The 26,343-nt window shown below is 58.9% G+C and carries 26 protein-coding genes; 8 read left to right on the top strand and 18 right to left on the bottom strand.

The features are described 5' to 3' along the window. The 4 genes from N8H71_RS25895 to N8H71_RS25880 all read left to right on the top strand — a co-directional run. Positions 1 to 783, top strand: a 783-nt coding sequence (locus N8H71_RS25895) for an RHS repeat-associated core domain-containing protein (protein ID WP_262196168.1), incomplete at its 5' end; no start/stop codon positions are given. Then, complete coding sequence (locus N8H71_RS25890; protein WP_262196167.1) at positions 783 to 1,133, top strand: hypothetical protein; 351 nt, start codon at positions 783 to 785, stop codon at positions 1,131 to 1,133. The genes N8H71_RS25895 and N8H71_RS25890, both read left to right, overlap by 1 nt. 42 nt (positions 1,134 to 1,175) lie before the next feature. Continuing rightward, positions 1,176 to 1,583 carry a hypothetical protein gene (locus tag N8H71_RS25885; RefSeq protein WP_262196166.1) on the top strand — a complete coding sequence of 136 codons (408 nt, stop codon included), beginning with the start codon at positions 1,176 to 1,178 and terminating at the stop codon, positions 1,581 to 1,583. Beyond that, a complete protein-coding gene (locus N8H71_RS25880) occupies positions 1,583 to 1,999 on the top strand; it encodes a hypothetical protein (RefSeq protein WP_262196165.1) in 417 nt (138 codons plus the stop codon). The genes N8H71_RS25885 and N8H71_RS25880 overlap by 1 nt, the downstream gene beginning before the upstream one ends. A gap of 88 nt (positions 2,000 to 2,087) precedes the next feature. Here the strand turns inward: N8H71_RS25880 and N8H71_RS25875 are convergent, their stop codons facing one another. Together N8H71_RS25875 and N8H71_RS25870 are read right to left on the bottom strand one after the other, a co-directional pair. Continuing rightward, entirely contained in the window at positions 2,088 to 3,878 is a 1,791-nt protein-coding gene (locus N8H71_RS25875; protein WP_262196164.1) for a bifunctional diguanylate cyclase/phosphodiesterase, read from the bottom strand. 134 nt (positions 3,879 to 4,012) lie between these two features. Further along, complete coding sequence (locus N8H71_RS25870) at positions 4,013 to 6,097, bottom strand: carboxy terminal-processing peptidase (protein ID WP_262196163.1); 2,085 nt, start codon at positions 6,095 to 6,097, stop codon at positions 4,013 to 4,015. A gap of 181 nt (positions 6,098 to 6,278) precedes the next feature. On the opposite strand from N8H71_RS25870, the gene N8H71_RS25865 reads away from it, so the two are divergent. Continuing rightward, positions 6,279 to 7,241 carry a zinc-binding dehydrogenase gene (locus tag N8H71_RS25865; protein WP_262196162.1) on the top strand — a complete coding sequence of 321 codons (963 nt, stop codon included), beginning with the start codon at positions 6,279 to 6,281 and terminating at the stop codon, positions 7,239 to 7,241. Positions 7,242 to 7,353: 112 nt separating this feature from the next. On the opposite strand, the gene N8H71_RS25860 is transcribed toward N8H71_RS25865, so the two are convergent. From N8H71_RS25860 to N8H71_RS25835, 6 genes are all read right to left on the bottom strand, one after another. Beyond that, a complete protein-coding gene (locus tag N8H71_RS25860; RefSeq protein WP_262196161.1) occupies positions 7,354 to 8,007 on the bottom strand; it encodes an HAD family hydrolase in 654 nt (217 codons plus the stop codon). Positions 8,008 to 8,041: 34 nt separating this feature from the next. After that, positions 8,042 to 9,031, bottom strand: coding sequence for an ABC transporter ATP-binding protein (locus N8H71_RS25855; RefSeq protein WP_262196160.1), 990 nt, complete (start codon positions 9,029 to 9,031; stop codon positions 8,042 to 8,044). Beyond that, entirely contained in the window at positions 9,028 to 9,828 is an 801-nt protein-coding gene (locus N8H71_RS25850; protein WP_169429500.1) for an ABC transporter permease, read from the bottom strand. The genes N8H71_RS25855 and N8H71_RS25850 overlap by 4 nt, the downstream gene beginning before the upstream one ends. Continuing rightward, entirely contained in the window at positions 9,815 to 10,651 is an 837-nt protein-coding gene (locus N8H71_RS25845; protein ID WP_162130491.1) for an ABC transporter permease, read from the bottom strand. Before N8H71_RS25845 ends, N8H71_RS25850 begins: the two co-directional genes overlap by 14 nt. 5 nt (positions 10,652 to 10,656) lie before the next feature. Then, positions 10,657 to 11,463: an alkaline phosphatase family protein gene (locus N8H71_RS25840; RefSeq protein ID WP_262196159.1), complete on the bottom strand. Its 807-nt coding sequence runs from the start codon at positions 11,461 to 11,463 to the stop codon at positions 10,657 to 10,659. A 178-nt stretch (positions 11,464 to 11,641) separates the two neighbouring features. Then, positions 11,642 to 12,706 carry an ABC transporter substrate-binding protein gene (locus N8H71_RS25835; RefSeq protein ID WP_230736423.1) on the bottom strand — a complete coding sequence of 355 codons (1,065 nt, stop codon included), beginning with the start codon at positions 12,704 to 12,706 and terminating at the stop codon, positions 11,642 to 11,644. 351 nt (positions 12,707 to 13,057) lie between these two features. Here N8H71_RS25835 and N8H71_RS25830 point away from each other — a divergent pair, with 351 nt between their 5' ends. Further along, positions 13,058 to 13,771, top strand: a complete 714-nt coding sequence (locus tag N8H71_RS25830) for a UTRA domain-containing protein (protein WP_085701120.1) — start codon at positions 13,058 to 13,060, stop codon at positions 13,769 to 13,771. Positions 13,772 to 14,186: 415 nt separating this feature from the next. Here N8H71_RS25830 and N8H71_RS25825 read toward each other — a convergent pair whose 3' ends face one another. The 8 genes from N8H71_RS25825 to minC form a co-directional block, all read right to left on the bottom strand. Next, positions 14,187 to 16,346 (bottom strand): mechanosensitive ion channel family protein, encoded by a 2,160-nt coding sequence (locus tag N8H71_RS25825; RefSeq protein ID WP_262196158.1) that lies wholly within the window; start codon positions 16,344 to 16,346, stop codon positions 14,187 to 14,189. 76 nt (positions 16,347 to 16,422) lie between these two features. Continuing rightward, entirely contained in the window at positions 16,423 to 16,599 is a 177-nt protein-coding gene (locus N8H71_RS25820; protein ID WP_007960078.1) for a hypothetical protein, read from the bottom strand. Positions 16,600 to 16,795: 196 nt separating this feature from the next. Continuing rightward, positions 16,796 to 18,085, bottom strand: coding sequence for a M18 family aminopeptidase (locus N8H71_RS25815; RefSeq protein WP_007960074.1), 1,290 nt, complete (start codon positions 18,083 to 18,085; stop codon positions 16,796 to 16,798). Positions 18,086 to 18,161: 76 nt separating this feature from the next. Then, complete coding sequence (locus N8H71_RS25810; RefSeq protein ID WP_262196157.1) at positions 18,162 to 19,262, bottom strand: hypothetical protein; 1,101 nt, start codon at positions 19,260 to 19,262, stop codon at positions 18,162 to 18,164. 45 nt (positions 19,263 to 19,307) lie between these two features. Beyond that, positions 19,308 to 19,943 carry an RluA family pseudouridine synthase gene (locus N8H71_RS25805; RefSeq protein ID WP_007960072.1) on the bottom strand — a complete coding sequence of 212 codons (636 nt, stop codon included), beginning with the start codon at positions 19,941 to 19,943 and terminating at the stop codon, positions 19,308 to 19,310. A gap of 91 nt (positions 19,944 to 20,034) precedes the next feature. Then, the gene (minE, locus tag N8H71_RS25800) at positions 20,035 to 20,289 is read right to left on the bottom strand and encodes a cell division topological specificity factor MinE (RefSeq protein WP_007960071.1); all 255 of its coding nucleotides are present in this window, start codon (positions 20,287 to 20,289) and stop codon (positions 20,035 to 20,037) included. Next, the gene (gene minD / locus N8H71_RS25795; RefSeq protein ID WP_085690474.1) at positions 20,289 to 21,101 is read right to left on the bottom strand and encodes a septum site-determining protein MinD; all 813 of its coding nucleotides are present in this window, start codon (positions 21,099 to 21,101) and stop codon (positions 20,289 to 20,291) included. Before minD ends, minE begins: the two co-directional genes overlap by 1 nt. A gap of 169 nt (positions 21,102 to 21,270) precedes the next feature. Next, a complete protein-coding gene (gene minC / locus N8H71_RS25790) occupies positions 21,271 to 22,008 on the bottom strand; it encodes a septum site-determining protein MinC (RefSeq protein ID WP_262196156.1) in 738 nt (245 codons plus the stop codon). A 117-nt stretch (positions 22,009 to 22,125) separates the two neighbouring features. Here minC and N8H71_RS25785 point away from each other — a divergent pair, with 117 nt between their 5' ends. Continuing rightward, positions 22,126 to 23,058, top strand: coding sequence for a lipid A biosynthesis lauroyl acyltransferase (locus N8H71_RS25785; RefSeq protein WP_262196155.1), 933 nt, complete (start codon positions 22,126 to 22,128; stop codon positions 23,056 to 23,058). A gap of 35 nt (positions 23,059 to 23,093) precedes the next feature. Next, positions 23,094 to 24,266, top strand: a complete 1,173-nt coding sequence (locus N8H71_RS25780) for a patatin-like phospholipase family protein (RefSeq protein ID WP_262196154.1) — start codon at positions 23,094 to 23,096, stop codon at positions 24,264 to 24,266. Positions 24,267 to 24,382: 116 nt separating this feature from the next. Here the strand turns inward: N8H71_RS25780 and N8H71_RS25775 are convergent, their stop codons facing one another. Beyond that, positions 24,383 to 25,168 (bottom strand): outer membrane protein OmpK, encoded by a 786-nt coding sequence (locus tag N8H71_RS25775; RefSeq protein WP_102718282.1) that lies wholly within the window; start codon positions 25,166 to 25,168, stop codon positions 24,383 to 24,385. Positions 25,169 to 25,540: 372 nt separating this feature from the next. Further along, the gene (locus N8H71_RS25770; protein WP_262196153.1) at positions 25,541 to 26,326 is read right to left on the bottom strand and encodes an outer membrane protein OmpK; all 786 of its coding nucleotides are present in this window, start codon (positions 26,324 to 26,326) and stop codon (positions 25,541 to 25,543) included. Between the last annotated feature and the right edge of the window lie 17 nt (positions 26,327 to 26,343).

Genomic DNA, 26,343 nt, shown 5'->3' with positions numbered 1-26,343 from the left:
AAGGTTACCTCGCTGGAACTGGCGACCGAGGACTACCTGAACCAGCCGCTGCGCTTTCAGGGGCAGTACTTCGATGACGAAAGCGGGCTGCATTACAACCGGCACCGGTATTACGACCCGGACGTGGGACGGTATCTGACGCCGGATCCGGTGAAGTTGGCGGGTGGACTGAACCAGTACCAGTACGTGCCGAATCCGACGGGGTGGGTGGATCCGTTGGGGTTGACCTCTAACTGTCCGCCGCCGAAAAAACCGTGTCGACCAGTGAAACATGGGACAACTGGCTCGGTCGTTAATGAAGGGGAGCCACCACTACCGAAGATGACCGCGCAAGAACGACGGGCGCGGATTGATGAGTTGGCGGAGGAGAATGCTTATCGGCGTTTATATGAAATGGAAGATGCAGATAATGGAGAGCATTTTTTGGAAAAGCATGGTGCTCAAACTACATCGGGGTCTCAACTTGAAAGGTTGAATTCAGGCAGGAATCCCACCACGGGTGAAATAGAGAGATACATTGGTGGTAGTAAGGATGGGGAACCAAAAATTCCGTCTGCAGCAACACATTTTTTGAGTCATAGGGATCAGTTGAATGCGATCTATAGAGCGCAATTGATTTTTAAGTATACGAATTTACAAGTTTCCAAGAGACCTATTGATATGGGTAAAATTATTGGTGAAGGGTATAAGAAAGGAAGCCTTGAATATGGTAGGCAATCAAAGGCTGTGGTGATTCTTACGCCGCAGCAGCGTGTTAGGACAGCTTATACGGATTTTGACTAATGAATAAGTTATATAAAATTGTAGATATTAAAAATTTGCTTTTTGTTTTTGATATAGAGAATACGACGGATGATGCTAGAGAGAGATTGATAGTTTCGAAGGATGTGAATAGCCGATTAGAGCTTGCCGAGCTGTTTGACGATTTGTTGCGCGCTGAGTTTTTTGAATACACAACAAATGAGCAGGATTCGTTAATCGAGACTGTTAGATACTTCTTAAATGAAGACGATGATTTTGAGCGGGTTTTTGGAAGGATGACAACCTACTTTGATGATGAGGTGGAAGACAGGAGGCAGTTTATGATCGTGCTTCTAGAATGTCTTTCAAGATATCGACGTGAAGTTTTATGAAATGCTGTGAGATGGATTAAGTTGTTTGGTTGTGGAGTAGCTGTGATTAAAGATTTTTTTCGGTTTTTCCTGTCGTTTTTTGGTGCTGGGCGTAAGCCAGGAGTCCAAGTTGATAATGAAGTTTTTTTACAAATTGATGATGCGAATTCTGTTAAGCCTGGAAAGTGTCGGGGTGTTCACAGCTCTCGCTTTTTGAGCCACAAAGCACAGATGAATGCATATAACGAGGCGATGACAAGAGAGTCCAGAAAAATGCCTCGCTTCACGGGAGAGGATAGTATGGGGAATTTGGTAGTGAGAATGAAGACTGAAAATATAGGTGAAGGATATGAGCCAAATCCTGCCAATCCATCTGACCCACGCTACATCTCTGAAATGTATGGTTTTGAAATGAGATTTGATTTCGAGACGCTAAAGCCTTGGGCTCTTTATCCAATAGAGAAAGCATAATGTTAATGCATCCTTATCTTGATATTCCTTATCGTCCAAGGTTATCTCACTTTCTCGGTGGGTTTGATACGTATGATCGCGAAGAAAGCTTGGGTGAGACGCTGGCTGCGTACGATCCTGAGGATCCATCAGACAGAAGTATTTTAATATCCAGGTACGTCATCAAGCGGTTTTCGAAACTGAGCCATCGGCATAAGTTCGTTTTGTTTGCTGTGTTGGGAGAGGCGCTTGCAGAAAGTGGTGATGTCTTTCAAGAGGTACTGGAGCATGATCCATACTCTCACTCCTTGCTACCAGACGGCTGGGATGAGATGAGTGATCCAAAGGCGTTTTTCGAAAGCATGTACTTCCAGTTGTCCGAAGCGTGGATGGAAGAGCTTTACAAAGCCAGCCAAGAAGACTCATCAACTTGGTGACCGCGACTTGGTGCTCGCTGCGGTTTTGTAGGTTTTGGGGGCATTCATAGGGTGAAGATGCTGGTTGCACGAATACGGTTATGTCGAATCACCGATGTCCAAGTGTAAGTGCTTCTACAGGTGGCTGAGCGAACAGGCTATCAATCAAATGCACGCTATACCCCGGAACATTCTTCGCATGATGCTTCGCCTGCGAAGCCATCTCCGCCAACTGACTCGCATCCAGTTGCGCACACGCTTCAGGGTGCAAATGCACCACGCCAATGGACAATGAAAGCAACGGAAACTCCTGACGAATACCTTGGCGGTTCGGCGCAACAAAACAACTAGCTTCAAGGTGCTCAGGTCGGTAGAAACGCCGGCATTGGCTCTGAAAGTCATCAAGCAATTGGTTCAGCCGTTTGCGCCAATCCTCCGGGCCGAGCACCAACAGAAAATCATCCCCTCCAATATGCCCGACGAAATCGCGAGACGGGTCGACGCGTTCGTTGAGGCATTGCGCCAGGCACAACAACACCTCATCCCCACGCCCATACCCATAGATATCGTTAAAGGGTTTGAAGCTGTCGATGTCGACATAACAAATGACCGACTCGCGCCCCTGTTGCAGTAGCCGGGTGAGGCATTGCTGTATCGGCACATTCCCCGGCAGCAATGTGAGTGGGTTGGCGTATCGGGCTTGCTGGATCTTCAGTTCGGTAATCAGTTTGAGCACGTCAATCACACGACCCAGGCCCAGGTAGCTGCCGTTGAGGGTGATGATGAAATCTTCTTCGATGCGTTGACGGGCGCGGCTGGTGATCAGGCGGCTGACCTGTTGCAGCGACTGGCTCATTTCCACCGCGAGGAAGTCGTCGTTCATCAGGCGGCTGATCGGTTTGCGGGCGAACAGGTCGGTGGCGAACGGTTTGAGCAGCGCATCGGATAACGAGTGACGGTGGACAATGCCGCATGGCTGACCCTGTTCGTCGAGCACCGCCAGTGAGTTCAGGTTGGCCTGACGGCGGAAGGCTTCCAGTACGGTAGCGGTCGGCGTGTCGCGATTAACGGCCGGTTGGTCGTTGAGCAGGGCGCTGAGGTCGCTGCCTTCATCGTTCAGCGCCACGGCGCTGCTGTCGTGCTTGGGCATCAAGGCGCGGGCATCGCGCGGCGGGTGTTCCTGAGGGCGGCCGAGCAGGTAGCCCTGCACCAGATCCACCCCCATTTCGGTCAGCACCGCCAGTTCTTCCGGCAACTCGATGCCCTCGGCAATCACTTGGGCCCGAGAGGCTTTGGCGATTTGCAGAATCGATCCGACGAACTCTCGCTTCAACGCGTCCTGATGAATGCCATCGATAAAGTGCCGGTCGATCTTCACGTAATCCGGTCGCAGCTCCGACCACAGGCGCAGGCTCGAATAACCGGCCCCAAGATCATCGAGGGCAATCGAAAACCCCATGGCTCGATAGTGATGCAGCGCAGTTTGCAGCAACTGGAAATCATCGATCGGCGTCTGTTCGGTGAGTTCGATCACCACCTGGCTTGGCGGAATACCAAAATCCTGAAGCAACTGCAGGGTTCGCCCTGGCTGGTGAGCGGCTTCGAGCAGGGATTCGGGAGAGACGTTGAGAAACAGCTTGCCCGGCAGTTGTTGTTCATTGAAACGGCGGCAAGCGCTTTGGCGGCAGGCGATTTCCAGTTCGCTCAAGCGCCCGGCCTGGCGGGCCACGGCGAACAGGGCGATGGGGGAGTGCAGCGGGCTGTTGGACGGGCCGCGGGTCAGGGCTTCGTAGCCGAGAATGCGCCGTTCAGAGAGGCAAATGATCGGCTGGAACAGGCTGTGTAATCCGCTTTGAGTCAGGATCGAGCTCAAGGCACTCAGCTGTTCGGTCGTGGTCATGGCAATCTCTGGCGATAAAAAAAGGACTGGGAGCGTTCTCGATGAAGAGAACCGCTCCCAGTCCTTTATTGCACGACAGAATGATGACTGTTTGATGACGATCCGGGGATCGTAAGCATTAAATTGCCATCACCTTATTTCTTTGCGACCTGGTTGCTCAGCTTCAGGTAATCCAGCAGCACGCGCCCGGTCTCGCTCAGGTAGGCGTCGTCTTCCGGTTTGACCTTGTCCGGCTCGGCGGCTGCCAGGGCGTCGTCGTCTTCTTTCTTCAGCTCTTTGAGCGGTTCTTCGCCTTTGGCCTTGCGACGGATGTTCTCCATCGCCAGTTGCTTGGCGTCGATGTCGGCGTGCTGGGCACGACGTTCGGCTTCATTGAGGCTGACGGTTTTTTCTTCCAGCAGCTTCTGCGCCAGAGCCAGCTTGTCGCGGATGAACACGAACTCCGCGTCCTTGGCAGAACGGGTGTCATGCTCGGATTTCAGCTGGGCCAGGTACGGCTTGAACGGATCGCTCGCCGGTTTGATCGCCGCGCGGATGGTGTCCCACGGCATAGCTTCCGGCAGGGCGCTTTCGCCGATTTCCTTGGTGTCGATGATCGACGGGTAATCGATGTCCGGCAGTACGCCCTGATGCTGGGTGCTCTGACCGGAAACCCGGTAGAACTTGGCCAGGGTCAGTTTCAGTTCGCCATGGTTCAGCGGCTGAATGGTCTGTACGGTGCCTTTGCCGAAGGTCTGGCCACCGATGATCAGCGCGCGATGGTAGTCCTGCATGGCGCCGGCGAAGATTTCCGAAGCCGAAGCGGACAGACGGTTGACCAGCAGCGCCATCGGGCCTTTGTAGAACGCGCCCGGGTTTTCATCTTCAAGCACATCGACCCGGCCATCGGCGTTACGCACGAGCACGGTAGGGCCCTTGTCGATGAACAGGCTGGTCAGCTCGGTGGCTTCCTGCAGGGAACCGCCGCCGTTGTTGCGCAGGTCGATGACCACGCCGTCGACTTTCTCTTTCTGCAGTTCGGTCAGCAGCTTCTTGACGTCGCGAGTGGTGCTCTTGTAGTCAGGATCGCCGGCACGGAAGGCCTTGAAGTCGAGGTAGAACGCTGGAATCTCGATCACGCCGAGCTTGTAGTCGCGGCCGTCCTGTTTCAGGTTCAGCACGGACTTCTTCACGGCCTGGTCTTCGAGCTTCACCGCTTCACGGGTGATCGGTACGATCTTGCTGGTCTGGTCGTTCGGCGCATTGCTGGCCGGGATGACTTCCAGGCGGACCACGGTGCCTTTCGGGCCACGGATCAGCTTGACCACTTCGTCCAGACGCCAGCCGACCACGTCGACCATCTCTTTGTTGCCCTGGGCAACGCCGATGATCTTGTCGGCCGGAGCAACCTGCTTGGTCTTGTCGGCCGGGCCTGCCGGCACCAGGCGCACGACTTTCACCTGGTCGTTGTCGCTCTGCAACACGGCGCCGATGCCCTCGAGGGACAGGCTCATGTTGATGTCGAAGTTCTCCGCGTTATCCGGCGACAGATAGTTGGTGTGCGGATCGTACGACATGGCGAAGGTGTTGATGTACGCCTGGAAGATGTCTTCGGCGCGGGTCTGGTCCAGACGCGCCAGTTGATTCTTGTAGCGCTTGGTCAGGGTTTCCTGGATCTGCTTCGGCTCTTTGCCGGCGATCTTCTGCCGCAGCACTTCGTCCTTGACGCGTTTGCGCCACAGGTCATCGAGTTCGGCGGTGGACTTGAGCCATGGAGCGTCCTTGCGATCGATCAGCAAGGTTTCCTTGGTGGTGAAGTCCATCTTGTCGACGCCTTTGTTCAGCTCGGCAAGGGCGAAGTCCAGACGCGCCTTCACGCGGTCCAGGTAGCGCTTGTAGATGGTGAAACCGGCGTTGAGGTCGCCGCTCTTGAGGAAGTCGTCGAACTGGGTCTTCCATTTGTCGAATTCGGCGATGTCGCTGGCCATGAAATAGCTGCGCGACGGGTCGAGCAGCTTGATGTAGCTGTCGTAGATGATCACCGAGCGCGCATCGTCGAGCGGCGGCTTGCTGTAGTGGTGACGCTTGAGCAACTCGACGACGTTCAGACTGGCGATCACTTCGTCGCGATCAGGCTGCAACTTGTCCCAGCTGTTGGCTGCGAATGTGCTGCCCGACACCGGCAACAGACCGATACCGATGAAAAGAGCGAGGGCGGTGCTGGGGAGCAGATGCTTCATGCTGATTCGACGCGGGGACAATTGATAACGCATATTAGGCCGTCTTTGAAGTCGCCGGTACCTCTACGCTCTGTACGATAACTGCTGTTCAGCGTTCGTTCAGACCCCAGGGCCGGTCGCATAATGCAAAAAGCCCGGCGCTACAGCTTCGGGCTCAGTCCAGACTCACTATGGAGGCACTGTGAAGGCATTGCAAGGCGTTGAAGGTCAAGTGGCATGGGTTGATGAACCAAGTCCTACATGTGACGTAGGACAAGTTCGCATCCGAGTGGCGGCAGCGGGCCTCAATCGCGCGGATTTATTACAGAAAGCCGGACTTTATCCACCCCCTCCCGGTGCCAGCCAGGTGCTGGGCCTCGAGTGTTCCGGGGTGATCAGCGAGGTCGGCGCAGGTTCGCCCTGGCAGGTCGGTGACCGGGTTTGCGCCTTGCTGGCCGGGGGCGGGATGGCAGAAGAGGTGGTCGTCGACGGACGGCATGTACTGCCGGTTCCAGAGGGCGTATCGCTGGTCGAAGCCGCTGCGTTGCCTGAGGTGTACGCGACCGTCTGGCTGAATGTGTTTCAACTCGCTGCGCTCAAACCGGGTGAGAAAGTTCTTCTGCATGCCGGGGCCAGTGGCATCGGTTCAGCCGCGATTCAACTGTGCAAGGCTTTCGGCAATCCATGCTGGGTCAGCGTCGGCTCGGCTGAGCGACTGGCCTACTGCGAATCGCTGGGGGCCCAGGGCGGGGTGGTTCGCACCGACGATCTGGAAAGCCTGCGGGATTTCGGGCCGTTCGATGTGATTCTGGATCCGGTGGGCGGCAATTATTCGGCGTTGAATCTGAAGTTGATGGCGCAGGACGGGCGCTGGGTGCTGATCGGTCTGATGGGCGGCCGCGAGGCAAAACTGGATCTGGCCCAGGTATTGGCCAAGCGGGTGCAATTGCTGGGTTCGACCCTGCGCAGCCGTGACGATCAATTCAAGGCCGATCTGTTCAGCGATCTGAGCCAGCACGTGTGGCCGCTGTTTGCCGAAGGTCGCCTGAAGCCGCAATTGGCCAAGACCTTTGCGATCAAGGATGCCGAGGCGGCATTCGCCGAGCTGGCGAGCAACACGGTCGCCGGGAAGCTGGTACTGGTGATCGACGACAGCCTGAGCTGAAAACGCCGAACCTGTGGGAGCGAGCTTGCTCGCGATGGCAGTCCGTCAGAGGCATAGTCAGCGACTGACAGATCGCAATCGCGAGCAAGCTCGCTCCCACAGTGGTCTCCGACTACTTCCAGAGGTGGATCGGCCAGCCTGATTTCTCGGCCTCTGCAAGCAGCACCGGATCCGGATTGACCACATGCGGGTAATCCACCTTCAGCAGCAGCGGCAGATCATTGCGCGAGTCGGAATAGAAACTCGCGCCTTCAAGGTTTTCCTCTTCGGCATCCAGCCACTCCAGCAAACGGGTGATCTTGCCTTCGCGGTAGGTCAGGGTGCCCACGGTGTGTCCGCTGTAGACGCCATGCGCCACTTCCAGTTCGATACCCAGTACCTCGTCGATGCCCAGTCGTTCGGCAATCGGTTTCACCAGGTGCGTGCCCGAGGCCGAGATCACCAGAATCCGGTCGCCGGCCTTGCGGTGGGCGGCGATGGTCTTGGTGGCGTCGCTGAAGATGATCGGCTCGATGAAGTCTTCAACCCAAGGGCCGACCAGATGCTCGACCTCTTCCGGAGTGCGGCCGATCAGCGGTTCGAGGCTGAACTCCATGTAGTCTTCCATGCGCAACTTGCCATGGCTGTAGGCGTCCATCAGCTCGTTGTTCTTGCGCATGAACGACTCGGGATCGACCCAGCCCAGGCGCCCCATCTGCTCGCTCCAGAGAGTGGCGCAGTCGCCGTGGATCAGGGTTTCGTCCAGATCAAAAATTGCCAGGGCCATCAGTTCAGTTCCCTCTTGGGTGTCAGCAAAGTCATCAGGCTACCTCACACAGGGCGGTGGGATCGATGGAAAGTGACAGGCGCTGACCGTCGGGATGCAGATCCGCCGCCGAACGGTTGAGCACATCCACCACCAGCTCCACACCCCGGGCTTCGACGCGGTAGCGAATCACGTTGCCCAGCAGGCTGTGGCTGCGGATTTGCGCATCGGGCTCACCGCTGAGGCTCAGTTCTATGGCCTCCGGGCGAATCGCGATGCGGTGGTTGATCGGCCGCTGCAACAGCTTCGACGCACTCTCGGCATCCAGCAGGTTGTAGTTGCCGATGAAGCCGGCGGCGAACACGTCGACCGGTGCGGTGTAGAGGGTTTCGGCGTCGCCGCTTTGTACGATCTTTCCCTGATTCATCAGGAAAATGCGGTCAGACATGGTCAGGGCTTCTTCCTGATCGTGTGTGACGAAGATCGTGGTCAGACCCAGTTCGCGCTGGATCTGACGGATCTGTTCGCGCAGGTGTTTGCGAATCCGCGCGTCGAGGGCCGACAGCGGTTCATCCAGCAGCAACAGGCGCGGACGGGTCACCAGTGAACGGGCGAGGGCTACACGCTGGCATTGACCGCCAGACAGTTGATGCGGATAGCGACTGGCGAAATCGTTGAGTTCCACCAGTTTCAACACCTCGGCAACCCGCTTTTGGCTGTCGTCGGCGTTGACCTTTTGCATGCGCAGGCCGAAGGCGACGTTTTGCTCCACGGTCATGTTGGGGAACAACGCGTAGCTCTGGAACACCATGCCGATCCCGCGTTTCTGCGGGGTAAGCGGCACGATGTCGACGCCATCAAGCAGAATCTTGCCGCCATCCACCGGCGTCAGGCCGGCGATGCAACGCAGCAGTGTGGATTTGCCGCAACCGGACGGGCCGAGCAGGGTGACGAATTCACCCTTCTGGATTTCGCAGTTGATGTCGCTGAACACCGTGGTGCCGGCGTAGTTTTTTTGCAGGTGTTGGACGCTGACATAGCTCATTCGCTTTTGTCCTTGTTCAAGATGTTGGCGACCCAGGTCAGGACCAGCACGAAAAAGAAGTAGGAGATCACCAGCGCACTGGTGAAGTGACCGCTGCTGTTGCGCATGTTGTTTAGGTAGACCTGCAGGGTTTCGTAGCGGGTGCCGACCAGGATGTTGGCGAACACGAACTCACCGAACAGGAACGAGAACGACAGCAGCAACGCGACCATCAGGCCTTTGCGCAGGTTCGGCAGCACCACCAGGAAGGCTGCCTGAAAAGTGCTGGCGCCAAGCAGTTGGGCGGCGTCCATCAGGTCGCGCAGGTTGATCGCTTGCAGGTTGTTGGTGATCGCCCGGTACATGAACGGCAGCGCCACGGTGAAGTAGCAACCGATCAGGATCCATGGTGTGCCGACCATCGCGAACGGCCCGGAACCGTAGAGCTGCAACAGCCCCACCGATGACACAACCGGCGGCACCGCGAAGGGCAGCAGGATCAGGATGTTCATCAGCGCATCGAGTTTCGGGAAGTGGTAATGCACCACGAACAGCAGCGGCAGGATCAGCACCACCGACAGAATCAGCGCGCCGACGCACACCAGCAGTGACTGGCCGAAGGCGTGCAGGAAGCGCGGATCGCTCCACAGCTGGATGTACCACTTGAAGGTGAAACCGCTGGGCAGGATGGTGGCCGACCAACTGCTGGCGATCGAGTAGATCAAGGTGCCCAGCAACGGCAGCAGCAAAATGGCGAACAACAGATAGACCACGACGCGGTGGTAGACGCCGGCCGGGCCGGATTCAGCGCGAGACATGGTAGCTCCTCTTCAGCAGCAGTTGATGCACGACGGTCACCAGGGTCATCAGCGCCACCAGCACCACGGCCAGGGCACTGGCCAGGTTCGGATCGAGGGAAATGTCGCCGGAGACCATCGCCGCAATCCGGATCGGCAGTACGTTGAAGTTGCCGGTGGTCAGGGCATACACCGTGGCGTAGGCGCCGAGGGCGTTGGCCAGCAGGATCACGAAGGTGCCGAGCAGGGCCGGGGTCAGTACCGGCAGACCAATGTGACGCCAAAATTGCCAGCCGTCTGCGCCGAGCAGTGCGGCTGATTCGCGCCAGTCTTCGCGCAGGGCGTCGAATGCCGGGTACAGCAGCAAGACGCCAAGGGGAATCTGGAAGTAGGTGTAGAGGATGATCAACCCGGTTTTCGAGTACAGGTTGAAGTCCTCGATGATCCCGGCCTGCTTCAACATGATCGTGATGCTGCCGTTGAAGCCGAGCAGGATGATGAACGCAAACGCCAGGGGCACGCCGGCGAAGTTGCTGGTCATGTTGGCGAAGGCATTGACGAAGTTGCGCAGCTTCGAATCGACCCGGCGCAGGGAGTAGGCGCCCAGCACCGCGATGATGATGCCGAACACACTCGACCAGAAACTGATTTCGAGGCTGTACTGGATCGCCTGCAGATAGAACTTCGAACTGAAGATCTTGCTGAAGTTGGCGAAGCCCCAACCGAACTCTTCCGATTGCAGGCTGTTGATCATCACCCAGATCAGCGGGGCGATTTCGAACACGATAAAGAACAGCGCGAAGGGCACCAGGCACAGGGCCGCCAGCCATTTGCCGCGAGTCATTGAGTTCACTTGAGCAACTCCCGGCACACAGGTTTGTCGTGGGGCACGCCGAGCAGTTCGCAGACGGTGCCGCAGATGTCGGTCTGCTTCGGTGCAGCTTCGCTGTTCAGGCTGAAGGCGTCACCGAGTACGAACAGCGGCACCTGACGTTCTTCCGGCAGCAGGCCGTTGTGCGAGCGGTCGTTGTTCATCCCGTGGTCGGCTGTCACCAGCACCTGGCAGCCGGCGTCGAGCCAGCCTTGCAGGTAGTCGGCGAGGATGATGTCGGCGCTGCGTGCACTGTTGCGGTATTGCGGGGTGTCGAGGCCGTGCTTGTGGCCGGCGTCGTCGATATTCATCGGATGGATCAGCAGAAAGTCCGGGGCGTGGCGCAGGCGCAGGTTTTCGGCGTCGGCGAACAGGTGCGAATCCGGGTAGTGATCGTTCCAGTAGAAGTGGCCGTGCTGGATCGGTAGCGTCGGGTCATCGGTATGCCGATCCCGTGCCGCCACGAAAGGCGAGCGGTTGTAGAGTTCGCTGACCCAGTGGTACGCCGCGGCGGCGGTTTTCAGTCCGGCATCGCGGGCGTAGTGATAGATGCTGAGCTGATTGGACAGGCGCGAAACATTGTTGTGGACGATGCCGCTGTCGATCGGTGGCACGCCGGTGAGGATGCATTCGTAAAGCGGTCGGGACAGGGCCGGCAGCTCGCACTCCAACTGATAGAGCGCGGCGCGTCCTGCGCCAACGTAAGCCTGCAGATGCCCCATGGCGTGACGCGCGACCTCGTAGTTGAGGCCGTCGAGCACGACAAGGATGACGGTGTGCTTCATAGGGGCAAAAACTCCGCGAAACAGAAAATTTCAGATTCAGTCGGGAGCCCCTGTGGGAGCGAGCTTGCTCGCGAGGGCGTCGTGTCAGCCAACATCAATGTTGAATGAAAGACCGCATTCGCGAGCAAGCTCGCTCCCACAGGGATCTCCAGCAATCCCGGAAGCGGGACTTACGGGCTTACTTCATTTCTACGATGACTTCTTCGTTCCACTTCTGCGGCAGGGCCTTGGAGGTTTTTTCCCACGCATCGGCGTCCTTGATTGGCGTGACCTTCTTGTACTGCTCGTTCGGCAGCAGTTTGGCTTTCACGTCTTCCGGAAGGGTCAGGTGCTCGGCGCGGATCGGACGGGCGTTGCCACGGGCGAGGTTGGTCTGGCCGGCGTCGCTGAAGATGTATTCGCGGGTCAGCTTGGCGGCGTTCGGGTTCTTCGCGTATTTGTTGATGATGGTGGTGTAGCCGGAAATCACCGAGCCATCGGACGGGATCAGCACCACGTAGTCATCCGGGTTGGCCATCTTGGCCTTGTAGCTCAGGCCGTTGAAGTCCCAGACCACACCGACTTCGATCTCGCCTTTTTCCATGGTGGCGATGGTCGGGTTGGCCATCGACAGGCGACCCTGCTTGGCGATGTCTGCGAACAGCAGCAGGGCAGGCTGGAGGTTTTTCTCGTCGCCACCGTTGGCCAGTGCTGCGGCGAGTACGCCGTTGGCAGCTTGTGCGGCAGTGCTCACGTCACCGATGGAAACCTTGTATTTGCCGCCCTTGAGGTCAGCCCATTTGGTCGGTACTTCGGAGCCGTGCAGCAGCTTCTTGTTGACGATGAAGGCGATGGTGCCGGTGTAGGCCAGCGCCCAGTTGCCGTCCTTGTCCTTGGCCCATGCTGGCACTTGATCCCAGGTGGTTGGTTTGTACGGTTGCACCACGCCTTGCTTGACCGCGATCGGGCCGAAGGCAGCGCCGACGTCGCCGATGTCGGCGGTGGCGTTGTCTTTCTCGGCGGCGAACTTGGCGATTTCCTGGGCCGAGCTCATGTCGGTGTCGATGTGTTTGAGGCCGTAGTTCTTGGCCAGGTCTTCCCAGGTGCCTTTCCAGTTGGCCCAGTCATCGGGCATGCCGACGCTGTTGACGGCGCCTTCCGCTTTCGCAGCGGCTTCGAGGGTTTTCAGATCATCAGCCGCCATGGCGGCGGTGCACATGGCAATGGTCGAGCCTAACAGTGTTGCCAGGAAAAGCTGTTTCATTCCGAAGCTCCTTGGTCGTGTTCAACGCTGCGATTGCGGTTTGTGTTGGTCTAGGTCAGCAATACCTGAGCCAATCTAAGGCGGCTGGATGACATTTTGATGTCGGCAATTGCCCCGCCAGCCTTTTAGTTCTCCGGTATCGACGGCTGCCGGGTAAGCGTAGACCAGCTTGAAAGGCCCGGAGAGCAAGGGACTTGGCCGATGTATTGCAAGTTGTCAGGGCGACCGTTCGGTAGTTTTGTCATCTCTCGGTCATCTGCACTGCCTAGGCTTGAAACACAATCAAACGGCGCAATAGCTGTGCGGTTTTGCCCCGAAACAGTGCTGGTCTAGTCCAGATAGGTAACGTTGATGCGCGATGAGGCAACAAAAGCGGTGACAGCGATTGGCCAGATCCTTCAGGAGCAACTCGACCATGGGTTGCTGGCGGCGGGGAGCAAGTTGCCGGCCGAGCGCAAGCTCAGTGAGCTGTTCGGCACGACCCGGATTACGGTGCGTGAAGCCTTGTTGCAGTTGGAGGCGCAAGGGCAGATTTATCGCGAGGAGCGGCGGGGCTGGTTCGTGTCACCACCGCGTCTGGCTTACAACCTGATGCAGCGCAGTCACTTTCACGCGATGGTCAGTGCGCAGGGGCGGGTGCCGTCGACCGAGGTTATTTCGGCGCGGTTACAACCGGCGTCAGCGGCGGTCTGTGCCTGGTTGCAGTTGCCGGCGTTGTCGAGCGTGATTCAGATTTGCCGGTCGCGGCGGATCGATGGGCGGTTGGTGTTGTATGTGGAGCATTATCTGAATCCGCAGTTTTTTCCGGGGATTCTGGAGTTTGATTTGAATCAGTCGATTACCGAGCTTTATGCGCGGCATTACGATTTGCATTATGGGCGGGTGCGGTTCGAGATTGTGCCTACGTCTTTATCGGTCGATGCGGCGGCGGCGTTGCGGGTGTCGGTGGGGAGTCCGGGGTTGAGGATTGCTCGGGTTAATTATGATCAGGCTGGGCGGTTGATTGATTGTGATCTGGAGTTTTGGCGGCATGATGCGATTCACGTTGGGGTTGATGTTGTTTGACCTTGGCGGCCGCTGGGCCGACCAGGTTTTGGGTTGACTGTGTACATATCCGTTTCTTCGGGTGCTGCCGCTGACGGTTTCGCTTTTACAGCGACTCCCTTTGGCAAACGCCCCAAAGGAAGCAAAGGTCTTTGCCCCAATGTTCGGCGCCTCGCTGTGGCTCGGCGTCCCTTCGCTCCGGGATTGATCCGGGGGCATCGCCTACGGTTTGCTTCGCTGCACCTCCTCTCGATGTGTTTGGCTTCGCCAAACGGTCGCTGCGCTCCCACCCCCGGATAAATCCCTCCACTCAGCCTCCCAACGGGGCCGGCACGTCAAAAGCGGTACTCGAGCTAACGCTCATTGTGTTGAGTGGGGCGGCTGCGCCGCATTTTGCGATCGGGTTTGCCGGCGATAGTGGCCTGGCGGTCGGGGTCTATTCCTGGGTCTGGCCACCACCACCTGCTGTGATCACTTGCACATTCATCCTCGGCGTCGCCAGGTCCAGGCCGGCTTCATCCAGATGTCGTTTCAGCGACAAATTGAACGCCCGTGAAACTTCCCATTGTTTGATCGGTGCAGTCTTGAACCGTGCACGCAATATCGCGTTGCCGGATTCAAAGCTTTCCACGCCCTGAAATTCCAGTGGCGACCAGATATTGCGTCGCTGCAGCGGGTCTGTGCGCATTTTCTGGCCGACGTCGCGCATCAGTTTGATGGCTTCGTCGATGCTCATGTTGAACGGCACGGCCACGCGGAAGATGGCGTAGCCGAATTCGCGGGAGTAGTTTTTGATGCTTTTGATTTCGCTGAACGGGATGGTGTGGACGATGCCGTCTATGTCCCGCAGGCGTACGGTGCGGATGGTCAGGCCTTCGACGGTGCCGAGGTGGCCGCCGACGTCGACGTAGTCGTCGATGGCCAGGGAGTCTTCGATGATGATGAACAGGCCGGTGATCAGGTCCGCTACGAGCGACTGGGCGCCGAAGCCGATGGCCAGACCGATCACGCCGGCACCGGCCAGCAGGGGTGTGACGTTCATGCCCATGTTTGCCAGGGCGACGATCAGGGCGATGATGAAGATCGCCACGAACAGCACGTTGCGGATCAGCGGCATCATGGTTTGTGCGCGGGCGTTGGCCAGGCCTTTGCGCGAGCGTGTGAGGGCGTGGTGGACGGCGGTGTCGCTGAGGATCCAGATCAGCCAGGCGAAGATCAGTGTGCCGATCAGGCTGAAGATTTTTACGCTGACGTCGTGGCCTTCGCCTTCGGTGAAGCCGATCAGTGACATGCCCCAGACCCGCAGGCCGAGTTCGATGAAGGCCAGCCACACCAGCAAATGCGCGAGGGTGTAGAAGAAGCTTTTCAGGCGCTCGGAATACAACGCGTGGCGTTTTGGGCCGCGTTGGGGTCTGAGGGCGTGGCGGCGGACGAGGCCGTTGATGACCATGCACAAGACCAGCAGCACAGTGCAGATCAGCGACTGGCGCAGTGCGGTGCTGGTGTCGCCGGCGGAGACGAAGGTAGCGAACAGGGAAATGCCCACGAGGACCAGCGCCGGGACGTACCAGAAGGTGCCGAGGATTTCGATGGTGTCGCTGAGGGCTCGGCGGGTCAGGCGGCGGGACAGCGGCTGGTTGCGGATCAGGTGGGCGATCGGCCGGCGGAAGCGCAGGATGAACAGGCCGGTCGACAGTGCCGCGAGGACGTTGGCGACCGTGGCGGCAGTATGGGCCAGGTGCACGCCGAGGCCGGCTACCAGCCGCGGATCGCTCAGGGCTTCACCGAAGGCGGCGAAGCTGCCGATCAGCCACAACGGGCGGAAGGCCTGGTGGCGCAGGATGTATAGCGCGCGATGGCGGTGCGGGCCGTCGAGTACGGAGAAGGCGATCACGCAGATAGCCGAGAAGCAGGTGCCGACCACCAACGCATATGCCAACACCATTGCCAGGCTTTTGCCCAGTGACGACGGCAGCGCGTAGCTCATGTACACGGTGATCACCAACGCAATCATCCACGGCCCAAGTTTGCGCAGGGCGAAGCGCAGCATGTCGAGGGCCTTGGGGTGTTGGGGCAGTTCTTCAGTCAGGCCGAAGCGCATGCGTACCCGATGGCCGAGCCAGATCAGGGCGGCGGCGAGCAGGCTCCAGACCGCGAGGATCACGGCGAAGGCAAAGATGATCGGCAGCCATTCGCTGGCCGGCAGCATCAGGCCTTTCAATTCGTCCTGAGCCATGTCGAATTCGGCGGACCAGCGATTGAGCGGGCTGTCGGCGCCGGTGAACTGTTTTTCGAAAGTGGCGAGGGTGCCGCCGATCAGCCCCAACACTCCTTCTTCCGGGCTGGCCTGGGCTTTTTTCGTGGCATCGCGCAGTTTTTTCAGGTCGGTCAGCAACTGGGCGCGTTGCTTGTCGTTTTCCAGCGACTTGATGACTTCGTCCAGCGACTGGCCGAGCGGCGCCTGAGCTTCTGGCTGAGTATTGCCGGAGCCCGTGAGCAGCCCCGGCAGACCGGCGGCGTCGGCAGGCGCCGGCGACATCAGGGTCATCAGGCAGACAAGGAACAGGCAGGGCAGGACAAAAAGACGAGCGAACACTAGGCGGTCAACCTCGCAAGGGGCGGATCGGGCGAGTGTACGAGCCCGCCAGATTCAATGCGAGCCGGGCGCAAATTTATTCGTTGAGTTTGGCCAGGATCTTGTAGACCACCGTGGCCAGGATCATCAGCATGCCGATCCACATGGCGAACACACCGGCGTTCTTGTCACGGAAGTTGAAGCCGATGGCCAGCAGAATCATTCCGCAGAGGATGGGAATGAGCATGGAGTGGAACGCAGACATCGAGATCATGGCGACAGCCTTGTCGAAGGGAATGATTTAAGTCTAGGTGGGTTTTCGATGGACGGTGCTGATGTGTATCAGAAATGAGCCGGTTCGGATCCAGAAGTGATGCCGACTGTTCGATTGCCATCGCCAGCAGGCTGGCTCCCACATTTGAATGCATTCCATTGTGGGAGCCAGCCTGCTGGCGATGCTTTTTCAAGGATTACGGCAACTCGCGACTGGCGTAAAACGCGCTCAGCACTTTGACCAGGTGCGCCAGGTCATGGCTGCCGCACAGTTCGCGGATCGAGTGCATGGCGAAGGTCGGCAGGCCGATATCGACGGTGCGCACGCCCAGGTGGCTGGCGGTGATCGGGCCGATGGTCGAACCGCAACCCATGTCGCTGCGCACCACGAAGCTTTGCACCGGCACTTCTTCGGCCATGCACAGATGACGGAAGAAACCGGCGGTTTCGCTGTTGGTGGCGTAGCGCTGGTTGCTGTTGACCTTGATCACCGGGCCGGCGTTGAGTTTCGGACCGTGATTGGCGTCGTGCTTCTCGGCGTAGTTCGGGTGTACGCCGTGGGCGTTGTCGGCCGAGACCAGCAGGGATTTCTGAATGGTGCGTACAAATTCGTCACCTTCCGGCAGCAGACGGCGCAGAGTCTGTTCGAGCATCGGGCCATCAGCGCCGCACGCCGAGCAGGAGCCGACTTCTTCGTGGTCGTTGCACACCAGCACGCAGGTTTCTTCGGTGTCGGCGGTCAGCAGGGCTTGCAGGCCGGCGTAGCACGACAGCAGGTTGTCGAGACGCGCGCCGGCGATGAAGTCGCCGTGCAGGCCGATGACCGCAGCACTCTGGGTATCATAGAAACTCAGCTCGTAATCCAGCACCACGTCGGCGTTGAGGCCATGTTCGCGGGCCAGTTGATCGGTGAGCACCGCACGGAAGTCCACGCGTTCGTCGCCGGCGAACTGCGCGAGAATCGGCGGCAGTTCGGTCTGGGCGTTGATGGCCCAGCCCTGGTTGGCTTCACGGTTGAGGTGAATGGCCAGGTTGGGAATGATCGCGATCGGTGCCTTGAAGTCGATCAACTGGCTTTCGACCTTGCCGTCACGACGGAAGGTGACACGGCCGGCCAGCGACAGATCGCGGTCGAACCACGGCGCCAGCAGTGCGCCGCCGTAGACTTCGACGCCAAGCTGCCAGAAGCCCTGACGTTGCAATTCAGGTTGTGGCTTGACTCGCAGGCACGGGCTGTCGGTGTGGGCGCCGACCAGGCGGATGCCGTCGTGCAGCGGCGAGTTGCGGCCCATCTTGATCGCGACGATCGAGGAATCGTTACGGGTGACGTAGTAACGACCATTGGCTTCGGTGTGCCAGGTTTCGCGCTCGTCGAGGCGCACATAACCGGCGGCCTCCAGGCGTTGAACAAGGCTGGCGGTGGCGTGGAACGGGGTAGGGGAGGCCTTGAGGAAGTCGATCAGGCCTTGGTTCAACTCTTCGCGCATAAGAAGCTCCAGACAGCAATGGGCGGGAGTTTAACGCATCGGCCTGATGCTTGGGACATGACATGTAGCGCTCGGCTCAGCGAGCGGCCTCCACGCGTTTTTTCAGGTACTTCATGATGACTTTTTCGTCCTCCGGCTTGTCGGGACGCGGCAGTTGTTTCGGCCAGCGGCTCTGGTTGAGCAGCTTTTTCTGCTGGCTCTCGTCCCAGCGCAGGATTTCCCGTGAGGCGCATTCCCACCATTCATGACGGCAGGCGCTGTAGTAAGGGTGATCCGGCGCGGCGCTGCCGTACAACAGATCCCGGCCGACCTTGCGCATGGCACCGCTCTGGTTGCGCAGCTTCCATTTGATCTTCAGGCGCTGCCAGGCGGACGGGAAAGGTTTGACGCGAGGCACGTCACCACACAGGTCTACCAGTCTCTGGCTGAACTTCTCGCCATGCTGGGCGAAGAAGAACGCCTGCATCGCGTGGAAAAAGCGCTTTTCCGCGAAGTAGTGATAGATGTACTTGCGCGCCTCGACCACCGGCCGTTTGCGCATGGCGAACGACAGGGCGATCTGTTCGATGGTGTGGATCTCGAAACCGTCTGCGGTCCACTCGTCGATCAGTCGGATGGATTCCTCGAACAGCGCCGAGTCACGGTCGGTGATGCCACACAGGCCGCTGTTGTAGAGCTTGAAACCGCTCTGCGGGGAGACACCATGAGCGCTGAGGTCTCGGGCAAGTTTCAAGTAGTCCGGTCGCTCGAAAACATCTTTCCAGTCGTATTCGAAGCGGTCCATCACCGACTGATTGGAATCGATGTACTTGAACAGGCTGCCCGGATCGCTGGTGAACAGGGTGTCGGTGTCGACGAACAAGGTCTTTTCGGCCAACTGCAGGCCGGCGGCAATGGCGCAGGCCTTGCGTCGGTGGTGATAGCCGTTGTCGCCTTGCCAGCGGGTCAGGGTCGACTCATCAAGCAGCACGGTGTCGACCGGCCAGCCTTCATAGTCTTGCGGTCGGTCAGTGAGAATCCTGATCGCCGGACGCTTGCCGTTTTTTGCCTGGGACAGGGCGGTCAGGATGCTGAACTTGGCTTCACGCCGGTAGACATCCTGATTGCCGTAAATAAGGTAGAGCAGTTGATGACGGGTCTTCTTGACGGGTGTTGCCAGGGAATCAGTACAACTCATCCGGAACAAAATCCTTTAAATCGGGCACAGTCGGTCTGACAGCGCTTAAAACGGTGCCGGGCATTCGAAGCGCAAACGCTCGCCGGACTGTGGATGGGTGAAGCTGAGCATGCTCGCGTGCAGGCACAGGCGCGGCCAGGCTGCCAGGGCTTGCTCGTGGGCGTAGAGGCCGTCACCGAGCAACGGATGACCAATCGACAGCATGTGTACGCGCAATTGGTGCGAACGCCCGGTGATCGGCGTGAGCTCGACGCGACACCAGTCGCCACAACGCTCCAGCACACGCCAGAAGGTCAGGGCGTGTTTGCCGAGTTCGTGATCGACCACGTGGCGCGGCTTGGTCGGCGGGTCGTAGCGCAAGGGCAGATCGATGCTGCCGCTGTCCAGTTCCGGCTGACCCCAGCAGAGCGCAGTGTAGGCTTTCTCTGTTTCACGGTCGTGAAACTGGCGTGACAGTTCGCGGTGGGTATCGGCGTCACGGGCCAGCAGAATGATTCCCGACGTTTCCCAGTCCAGGCGATGGACGATACGGGCTTCCGGGTAGCCGTTTTCCTGCAGGCGGGTGATCAGGCAATCCTTGTTGTCGTCGGCCCGGCCAGGGACGGAAAGCAACAGGGTCGGTTTGTTCACCACCAGAACGGCGGCGTCCTGATGAATGATTTGGACGTTGGACAACGGCATTAAAACAGCCTCGTAACAAATGCCAACGGCGGCTCAGGGCCCCTCCGGTATCGGAAGGGCCCTGAGCCGCCGTCGTTCCTGCCGGATCGACTCAGCGGTCTGGCAGGGTGATGTTGAGTTCCAGAATCGAGCAGCTGCCCTGGCTCTCCAATGCCACGTGTACGTCGTCGTTGCCGATGTTGACGTACTTGCGGATCACTTCCACCAGTTCCTTCTGCAAGGATGGCAGGTAGTCAGGGGTGCTGCGCTGGCCGCGTTCATGCGCCACGATGATCTGTAGACGCTCTTTCGCGACCGAGGCGGTACTTGGCTTTTTGTTGGCACGAAAGAAGTCAAAAAGGTTCATTACCTACCTCCAAACAGACGCTCGAAGAATCCCTTCTTCTCGACATTCAGGAACCGGTGTTCTTTTTCCTTGCCCAGCAGGCGATCGACAGTATCGCTGTAGGCCTGGCCGGCGTCGCTTTGATCATCGAGGATCACTGGTACGCCCTGGTTGGAGGCCTTGAGCACGGCCTGGGATTCCGGGATGACGCCCAACAGGCGCACGGCGAGGATTTCCTTGACGTCTTCGACGCCGAGCATTTCGCCTTTCTCGACGCGCTCCGGGTGGTAGCGAGTGATCAGCAGGTGTTCCTGGATCGGCTCTTCGCCTTTTTCGGCGCGACGGGACTTGCTGGCCAGCAGGCCGAGCATGCGGTCGGAGTCACGTACCGAGGAGACTTCCGGGTTGGTCACGACGATCGCTTCGTCAGCGAAGTACATGGCCAGGTGGGCGCCTTTTTCGATACCCGCCGGGGAGTCGCAGACGACGAACTCGAATTGCTCCTTGAGCTCCATCAGGACTTTTTCCACGCCTTCCTGGGTCAGCGCGTCTTTGTCGCGGGTCTGGCTGGCGGCCAGCACGTAGAGGTTTTCCAGGCGCTTGTCTTTGATCAGGGCCTGTTGCAGGTTGGCTTCGCCGTTCACCACGTTGACGAAGTCATACACCACGCGGCGCTCGCAACCCATGATCAGGTCAAGGTTACGCAAGCCCACGTCGAAGTCGACGATCACTGTTTTGTGGCCACGCAGAGCGAGGCCGGTACCGATAGCGGCGCTGGTGGTGGTCTTACCCACACCACCCTTGCCGGATGTAACCACGAGAATCTTGGCCAAGGTGTTTCACCCCTAAGGAAGAAGGACTGTTCAGCCCCTGAAAAACATCTCTTGAAAACTACTGCAGTCGGACAGCCTTGGCTGGAATTTGGCTTTTGGCCTTTTTCCTACTTCGTTTGAGCCGTTTTCGCTACGTTTTAGAGATGCTTGGAAAATGCGGCAGTATCCGTTAAAGCCGAATGATGTTCAACACGTCGCCCGACAGGCTGACCTGTACGCCCGAACCCCACATCGGATCGCGACGCAGGTCTTCGGAAACCTTGTAATGGCCTGCGATGGAGATCAGTTCAGCGCTCAATTGCTGACAGAAAATCCGCGCCTTGGTGTCGCCCTTGACCCCGGCCAGCGCACGACCGCGCATCGGGCCGTATACATGGATGTTGCCATCGGCGAGAAGTTCCGCCCCCGGACTGACCGAGGAAACCACGACCAGATCGCCACCTTGCGCATATATCTGTTGGCCACCACGTACTGGCGTGGTGATGACGCGGGTCGGTTTGACGGCTGGCTCCGGCGGCTTTTCCGGCTTCTTCGGTGCGACGGGCTCGGCAGTTTCAAGCGGTCGCTCACGGGCGCCGGACGGCGGCAGCACCGGGATATCGATGGCGATGGCGGCGGCGATGTCTTCAATGCGGCTGGCGCGAATCGCCAGGGTACGCAGGCCGTGCTGACGGCACACGCGCATCAGGCCCGGCAGGTCGACGGCGCCTTCGTTTGGCGGCAATTTGTCCAGCGCCAGAACCAGCGGCGCGTTGCTGAAAAAATTCGGTGCCTGGGCGACTTTGGCGGCCAATTGCCGATCGAGGCTGTCCAGGTCGTTGCGGGACAGCTCCAGCACTGTAATGGCGAGCATGCTGCCCTTCAGCTGGAACACGGGATCTTGGTCTTTCGGTTCGGTTTGGCTCATGTCGGCATACAACGGCTTGTCACTAAAAGTGCCGAGACTTATAACGAGAACGCCCGCAGGCCGCAAGCCGGGTCGAACGATGTAGAATGCGCGGCCACTGTATTTACGGAAGCTTTAATGGATCGCCCGCGTTTTCGAAAAGCATTTCTTGCCCCACGCTTCTGGCCGCTCTGGTGCGGCCTCGGGCTGTTGTGGCTGATCGTGCAGCTGCCGTATCCGGCCTTGCTGGCCATCGGTCGTTTTCTTGGTGCCTTGATGTATCGCTTCGCCGGCGACCGGCGGCGCATCGCCAAGCGCAATCTGGAACTGTGTTTCCCGGAAAAGTCCGCCGCCGAACGCAAGCGCCTGCTCAAGGAAAACTTCGCCTCCACCGGCATCGCCTTCTTTGAAATGGCGATGAGCTGGTGGTGGTCGCGTCAGCGCCTGGCGAAACTGGCCAACGTCGAAGGTCTTGAGCATTTGCAGAAGGCCCAGCGCGAGGGCAAGGGCGTGATTCTGATGGCGGTGCACTTCACCACCCTGGAAATCGGCGCGGCGCTGCTCGGCCAGCAGCACACCATCGACGGCATGTACCGCGAGCACAAGAACCCGCTGTTCGACTTCGTCCAGCGTCAGGGCCGCGAGCGGCACAACCTCGATTCGCTGGCGGTGGAACGTGACGACGTGCGCGGCATGCTCAAGCTGCTGCGCGCAGGCCGGGCGATCTGGTACGCACCGGATCAGGACTACGGCGCCAAGCAAAGCATCTTCGTGCCGCTGTTCGGCATTCAGGCCGCGACGGTCACCGCCACCAGCAAGTTCGCCCGACTGGGCAAGGCGCTGGTGGTGCCGTTCACTCAGGAGCGTCTGGCCGACGGCAGCGGTTATCGGCTGGTGATTCATCCGCCGCTGGAAGGTTTCCCGGGCGAGACCGAAGAAGAAGATTGCATCCGCATCAATCAGTGGGTCGAAGGCGTGTTGCGTGAGTGCCCCGAGCAATATCTGTGGGCACACCGGCGCTTCAAGAGCCGGCCACCGGGCGAGCCGAAGCTGTACGCCAAACGCGGTTGATTGACCCATCCCCACAAGCACCACGGAGCGTTGCGATGAGCCCAGCTGAACCGGTCACAGGTTTGATTCTTTCCGGCGGCGGGGCTCGGGCGGCGTATCAGGTGGGGGTGCTGGCGGCGATTGCCGAATTGCTGCCGCTGGGGGCGGACAATCCGTTTCCGGTGATCGTCGGCACCTCGGCCGGGGCGATCAACGCGGTGAGCCTGGCCAGCGGTGCGACGGATTTTCGCGCTGCCATCGAACGCCTTACGCTGTTCTGGCAAGGCTTTCGCAGCCATCGCGTGCTGCGCAGCGACTGGCCGGGGGTGATCCGCCAGGCCAGTCGTTTCGTCAGTCACAGCCTGCTGGGCATGGGCCGGCAAATGCCGGTGGCGCTGCTCGACAGTTCGCCGCTGCGTCATCTGCTCAATGAAAAACTGCACATACCCGGCATCGCCGAGTCCATTGCGCGCAAGCAATTGCACGCGGTGGCGGTGACGGCGTTCGGATACGAGTCCGGGCAAGCCGTGACCTTCTATCAGGGCGGCGGCACCATCGACTCATGGCTGCGTCACCGGCGCATCGGTGTGCCGACGCAGTTATCGGTGGAGCACTTGCTGGCCAGTTCAGCGATCCCGCTGCTGTTTGCGCCGGTGAAAATTGGCGATGAGTATTTCGGCGATGGCGCGGTGCGGCAATCGGCACCGATCAGCCCTGCGCTGCACCTGGGCGCGAGCCGGGTGCTGGTGGTGGGTGTCAGCGGCAACCCGCGCGGTTTCGATCCGGCGCAACCGCTGGAACGCACCTACACCGGGCAGCAGCCGACGCTGGCGCAGATCGGCGGGCACATGCTCAACAGTACGTTCATCGACAGCCTGGAAAGTGACATCGAGCTGCTTCAGCGTCTGAACCAGTTCAGCCGTCTGATGCCCGACGGAACGCCGACGCGTGCTTTAGGCGTGGCGCCAGTTGAAGTGCTGGTGATTTCGCCGAGTCAGCCGATCGATGAAATCGCGGCGCGGCATCGCCAGGAACTGCCGGCGGCGTTGCGGCTGTTTCTGCGCGGGCCGGGAGCAACCAAAACGAGCGGGGCAGGGGTGTTGAGTTACTTGCTGTTCGAGGCGGGGTATTGCAGCGAATTGATCGACCTTGGACGGCGCGATGCCCTGGCCAAGCGCGATGAGCTGTGCCGGTTTTTGGGGATTAACGAGGCGGTGGCTCCCGCTTGAGATTTGGGGTGCCGCCATTCGCGAGCAAGCCCGCTCCCACATTGGTTTTGTGAACGACACAAACCGAATGCGGGAGCGAGCTTGCTCGCGAAGGCGTCCCTGAGGACGCCGCCGGATCAGAAGTGGAACTTCACCAGGAAGCTGGTCACGTTCTGATTGGTGGTGAAGGCCTTGGTGTCGTCGATCCCGTACTTGTCTTTCCAGTAGTCGTATTCAACACCGACGTACAACTGCTTCTCGCCGAAATTCAGCGCCTTGCCCAAGTCGTATTTGACCTGCGGGTTGAAGTGCAGGTTGGCGTGGTATTCGCCTTTGTTGTTGACGTCGTTGTCGACCACCCAGTCCATGTAGCCGTCGATCAGGATGTTCGAGTCGCCCACCGGAATGGTGTAGGACCACACTGGCGTGATCTGCCAGACGTTGTCACCCGGACGCGAGCCTTCGGTGTGACGCTGGTAGAAGTTCAGCTGGAAGTAGTCGAAGCCCGGAATGGCCAGGTCGAAGCCCGGGCCGATCAGGTAGGACTCGGTGTCGCCCTCGCCGAACTCGTAGGTCATCGCCAGCAGGACATCCTTGATCGGACCGAACTCGATCTTCTGGTCAAGAACCTTGCCCAGCGAGATACGTGGCTGGAACTCGCCGTAGTAGGTGTTCGGACCATTGTTGAAGTCCTTGTCACCGTTGTAGAAAATCTTGTCGAGGAAGAAGAAGTTGTCCCCGTACTTCCACGCATCGGCGTGTTCGAAGGTCACGGTCTGCTGGATGGCCGGGTTGACCTTGAAGTCTTTACCGTAGAGGTAAGTCAGGCTGTTGTTCTGCCATTGCAGCAGGCCGTCGGCCATGGCCTGACCCCCTGCCAGCAGCGATCCCGCAAGCATCAGGCTGGTGCACATACGTTTCATTCGGTTGCTCCCAAAGTAGGTGTTCCACGTTTATTTTTTTGAGTCGGCGCTCTGGTGTGGCGCCTTTTTTCGTTGCTGCAAAAGTCATCCATCCGGTCAGCTTTCATGCTGTTAGCAAGAGCTGAGCCAAGGCTTTTCGAAAAGCAAAAAAACGCCCGTCGGCTGCTGAAAAACAGTCGATTGAGCGTGTTTTCGGGATGCCTCGGTACTGACCGCGGCCGGGATAAGTTGGCTTTTCGGTCAGGAATTAAATTCGGGCTTTTTTTTAGACCGAATTCAGGAGGCCGCGGAGAATACTGACTCAACGGCCAGGCCTCAAGTGCCCCGCAACAGAGCACCGACGACAGGTAGGGGGCACGGTTGCGGGTCATCTTAGAAGTGCACCTTCACCAGCAGGCTGGCGGTGTTCTGGTTGGTGTCGAAACTGTGGGTGCTTTCGACGCCGTATTTGTTTTTCCAGTAGCTGTATTCGGTGCCGACGTACAGCTGCTTCTGGCTCCAGCCGAGGGCTTTGCCCAGGTCGTATTTGATCTGCGGGTTGATGTGCAGGTTGGCGTGATAGGTGCCACGGGAGTTCTGATCGTTGTCGACCACCCAGTCCAGATAGCCGTCGATCAGCAGGTCGGAATTGCCCACGGGAATGCTGTAGGACCAGCCGGGGGTGATCTGCCATACGCCGTCGCCGGGGCGCGGGCCTTCGGTCTGGCGGCGATAGAAATTCAGGGTGAAATAGTTGAAGCCCGGCACCTTGAGGTCGAAGCCAGGGCCGATCAGATAGGCCTCGCTGTCACCTTCGCCGTACTCGTAGGTCATGGCCAGCAGCACGTCCCTGATCGGGCCGAACTCCAGCTTCCTGTCGAAGATCTTGCCAAACGACAGGCGCGGGCTGAATTCGCCGTAGAACGCGTGGGGGCCTTTGTTGCGGTCTTCCTGGCCGTTGTAGAAGATCTTGTCGACGAAAAGGAAGTTGTCGCCATACTTCCACTTGTCGGCGTGCTCGAACGTCACCGTCTGCTGGATCGACGGGTTGATCGCGAAGTTCTTGCCGTACAGGTAGCTCAGGCTGTTAGTCTGCCACAGCAATAAATCGCCGGCCATGGCTTGGGATGCGGCGAGCAGGCCGCCGCTCAACAATACGTTGGTTTGAGTCCGGATCATCTGTTGCTCCCTCTTGT

It is taken from the genome of Pseudomonas koreensis (assembly GCF_025447595.1).
Taxonomy (GTDB): Bacteria; Pseudomonadota; Gammaproteobacteria; order Pseudomonadales; family Pseudomonadaceae; genus Aquipseudomonas; species Aquipseudomonas koreensis_H.
Note: the sequence above shows the minus strand (reverse complement) of the source record. Positions and strands in the feature narration are given on the sequence as shown.

Coding starts and splice junctions, on each gene's coding strand:
- N8H71_RS25780 (WP_262196154.1), top strand. CDS start 23,094: ATGAGCCCAGCTGAACCGGTCACAGGTTTGATTCTTTCCGGCGGCGGG.
- N8H71_RS25845 (WP_162130491.1), bottom strand. CDS start 10,651: ATGACTCGCGGCAAATGGCTGGCGGCCCTGTGCCTGGTGCCCTTCGCG.
- N8H71_RS25770 (WP_262196153.1), bottom strand. CDS start 26,326: ATGATCCGGACTCAAACCAACGTATTGTTGAGCGGCGGCCTGCTCGCC.
- N8H71_RS25870 (WP_262196163.1), bottom strand. CDS start 6,097: ATGAAGCATCTGCTCCCCAGCACCGCCCTCGCTCTTTTCATCGGTATC.
- N8H71_RS25850 (WP_169429500.1), bottom strand. CDS start 9,828: ATGTCTCGCGCTGAATCCGGCCCGGCCGGCGTCTACCACCGCGTCGTG.
- N8H71_RS25855 (WP_262196160.1), bottom strand. CDS start 9,031: ATGAGCTATGTCAGCGTCCAACACCTGCAAAAAAACTACGCCGGCACC.
- N8H71_RS25840 (WP_262196159.1), bottom strand. CDS start 11,463: ATGAAGCACACCGTCATCCTTGTCGTGCTCGACGGCCTCAACTACGAG.
- N8H71_RS25775 (WP_102718282.1), bottom strand. CDS start 25,168: ATGAAACGTATGTGCACCAGCCTGATGCTTGCGGGATCGCTGCTGGCA.
- N8H71_RS25830 (WP_085701120.1), top strand. CDS start 13,058: ATGCGCGATGAGGCAACAAAAGCGGTGACAGCGATTGGCCAGATCCTT.
- N8H71_RS25880 (WP_262196165.1), top strand. CDS start 1,583: ATGTTAATGCATCCTTATCTTGATATTCCTTATCGTCCAAGGTTATCT.
- N8H71_RS25890 (WP_262196167.1), top strand. CDS start 783: ATGAATAAGTTATATAAAATTGTAGATATTAAAAATTTGCTTTTTGTT.
- minE (WP_007960071.1), bottom strand. CDS start 20,289: ATGAACCTTTTTGACTTCTTTCGTGCCAACAAAAAGCCAAGTACCGCC.
- N8H71_RS25860 (WP_262196161.1), bottom strand. CDS start 8,007: ATGGCCCTGGCAATTTTTGATCTGGACGAAACCCTGATCCACGGCGAC.
- N8H71_RS25810 (WP_262196157.1), bottom strand. CDS start 19,262: ATGAGTTGTACTGATTCCCTGGCAACACCCGTCAAGAAGACCCGTCAT.
- N8H71_RS25815 (WP_007960074.1), bottom strand. CDS start 18,085: ATGCGCGAAGAGTTGAACCAAGGCCTGATCGACTTCCTCAAGGCCTCC.
- N8H71_RS25875 (WP_262196164.1), bottom strand. CDS start 3,878: ATGACCACGACCGAACAGCTGAGTGCCTTGAGCTCGATCCTGACTCAA.
- N8H71_RS25835 (WP_230736423.1), bottom strand. CDS start 12,706: ATGAAACAGCTTTTCCTGGCAACACTGTTAGGCTCGACCATTGCCATG.
- minC (WP_262196156.1), bottom strand. CDS start 22,008: ATGAGCCAAACCGAACCGAAAGACCAAGATCCCGTGTTCCAGCTGAAG.
- N8H71_RS25805 (WP_007960072.1), bottom strand. CDS start 19,943: ATGCCGTTGTCCAACGTCCAAATCATTCATCAGGACGCCGCCGTTCTG.
- N8H71_RS25785 (WP_262196155.1), top strand. CDS start 22,126: ATGGATCGCCCGCGTTTTCGAAAAGCATTTCTTGCCCCACGCTTCTGG.
- N8H71_RS25820 (WP_007960078.1), bottom strand. CDS start 16,599: ATGATCTCGATGTCTGCGTTCCACTCCATGCTCATTCCCATCCTCTGC.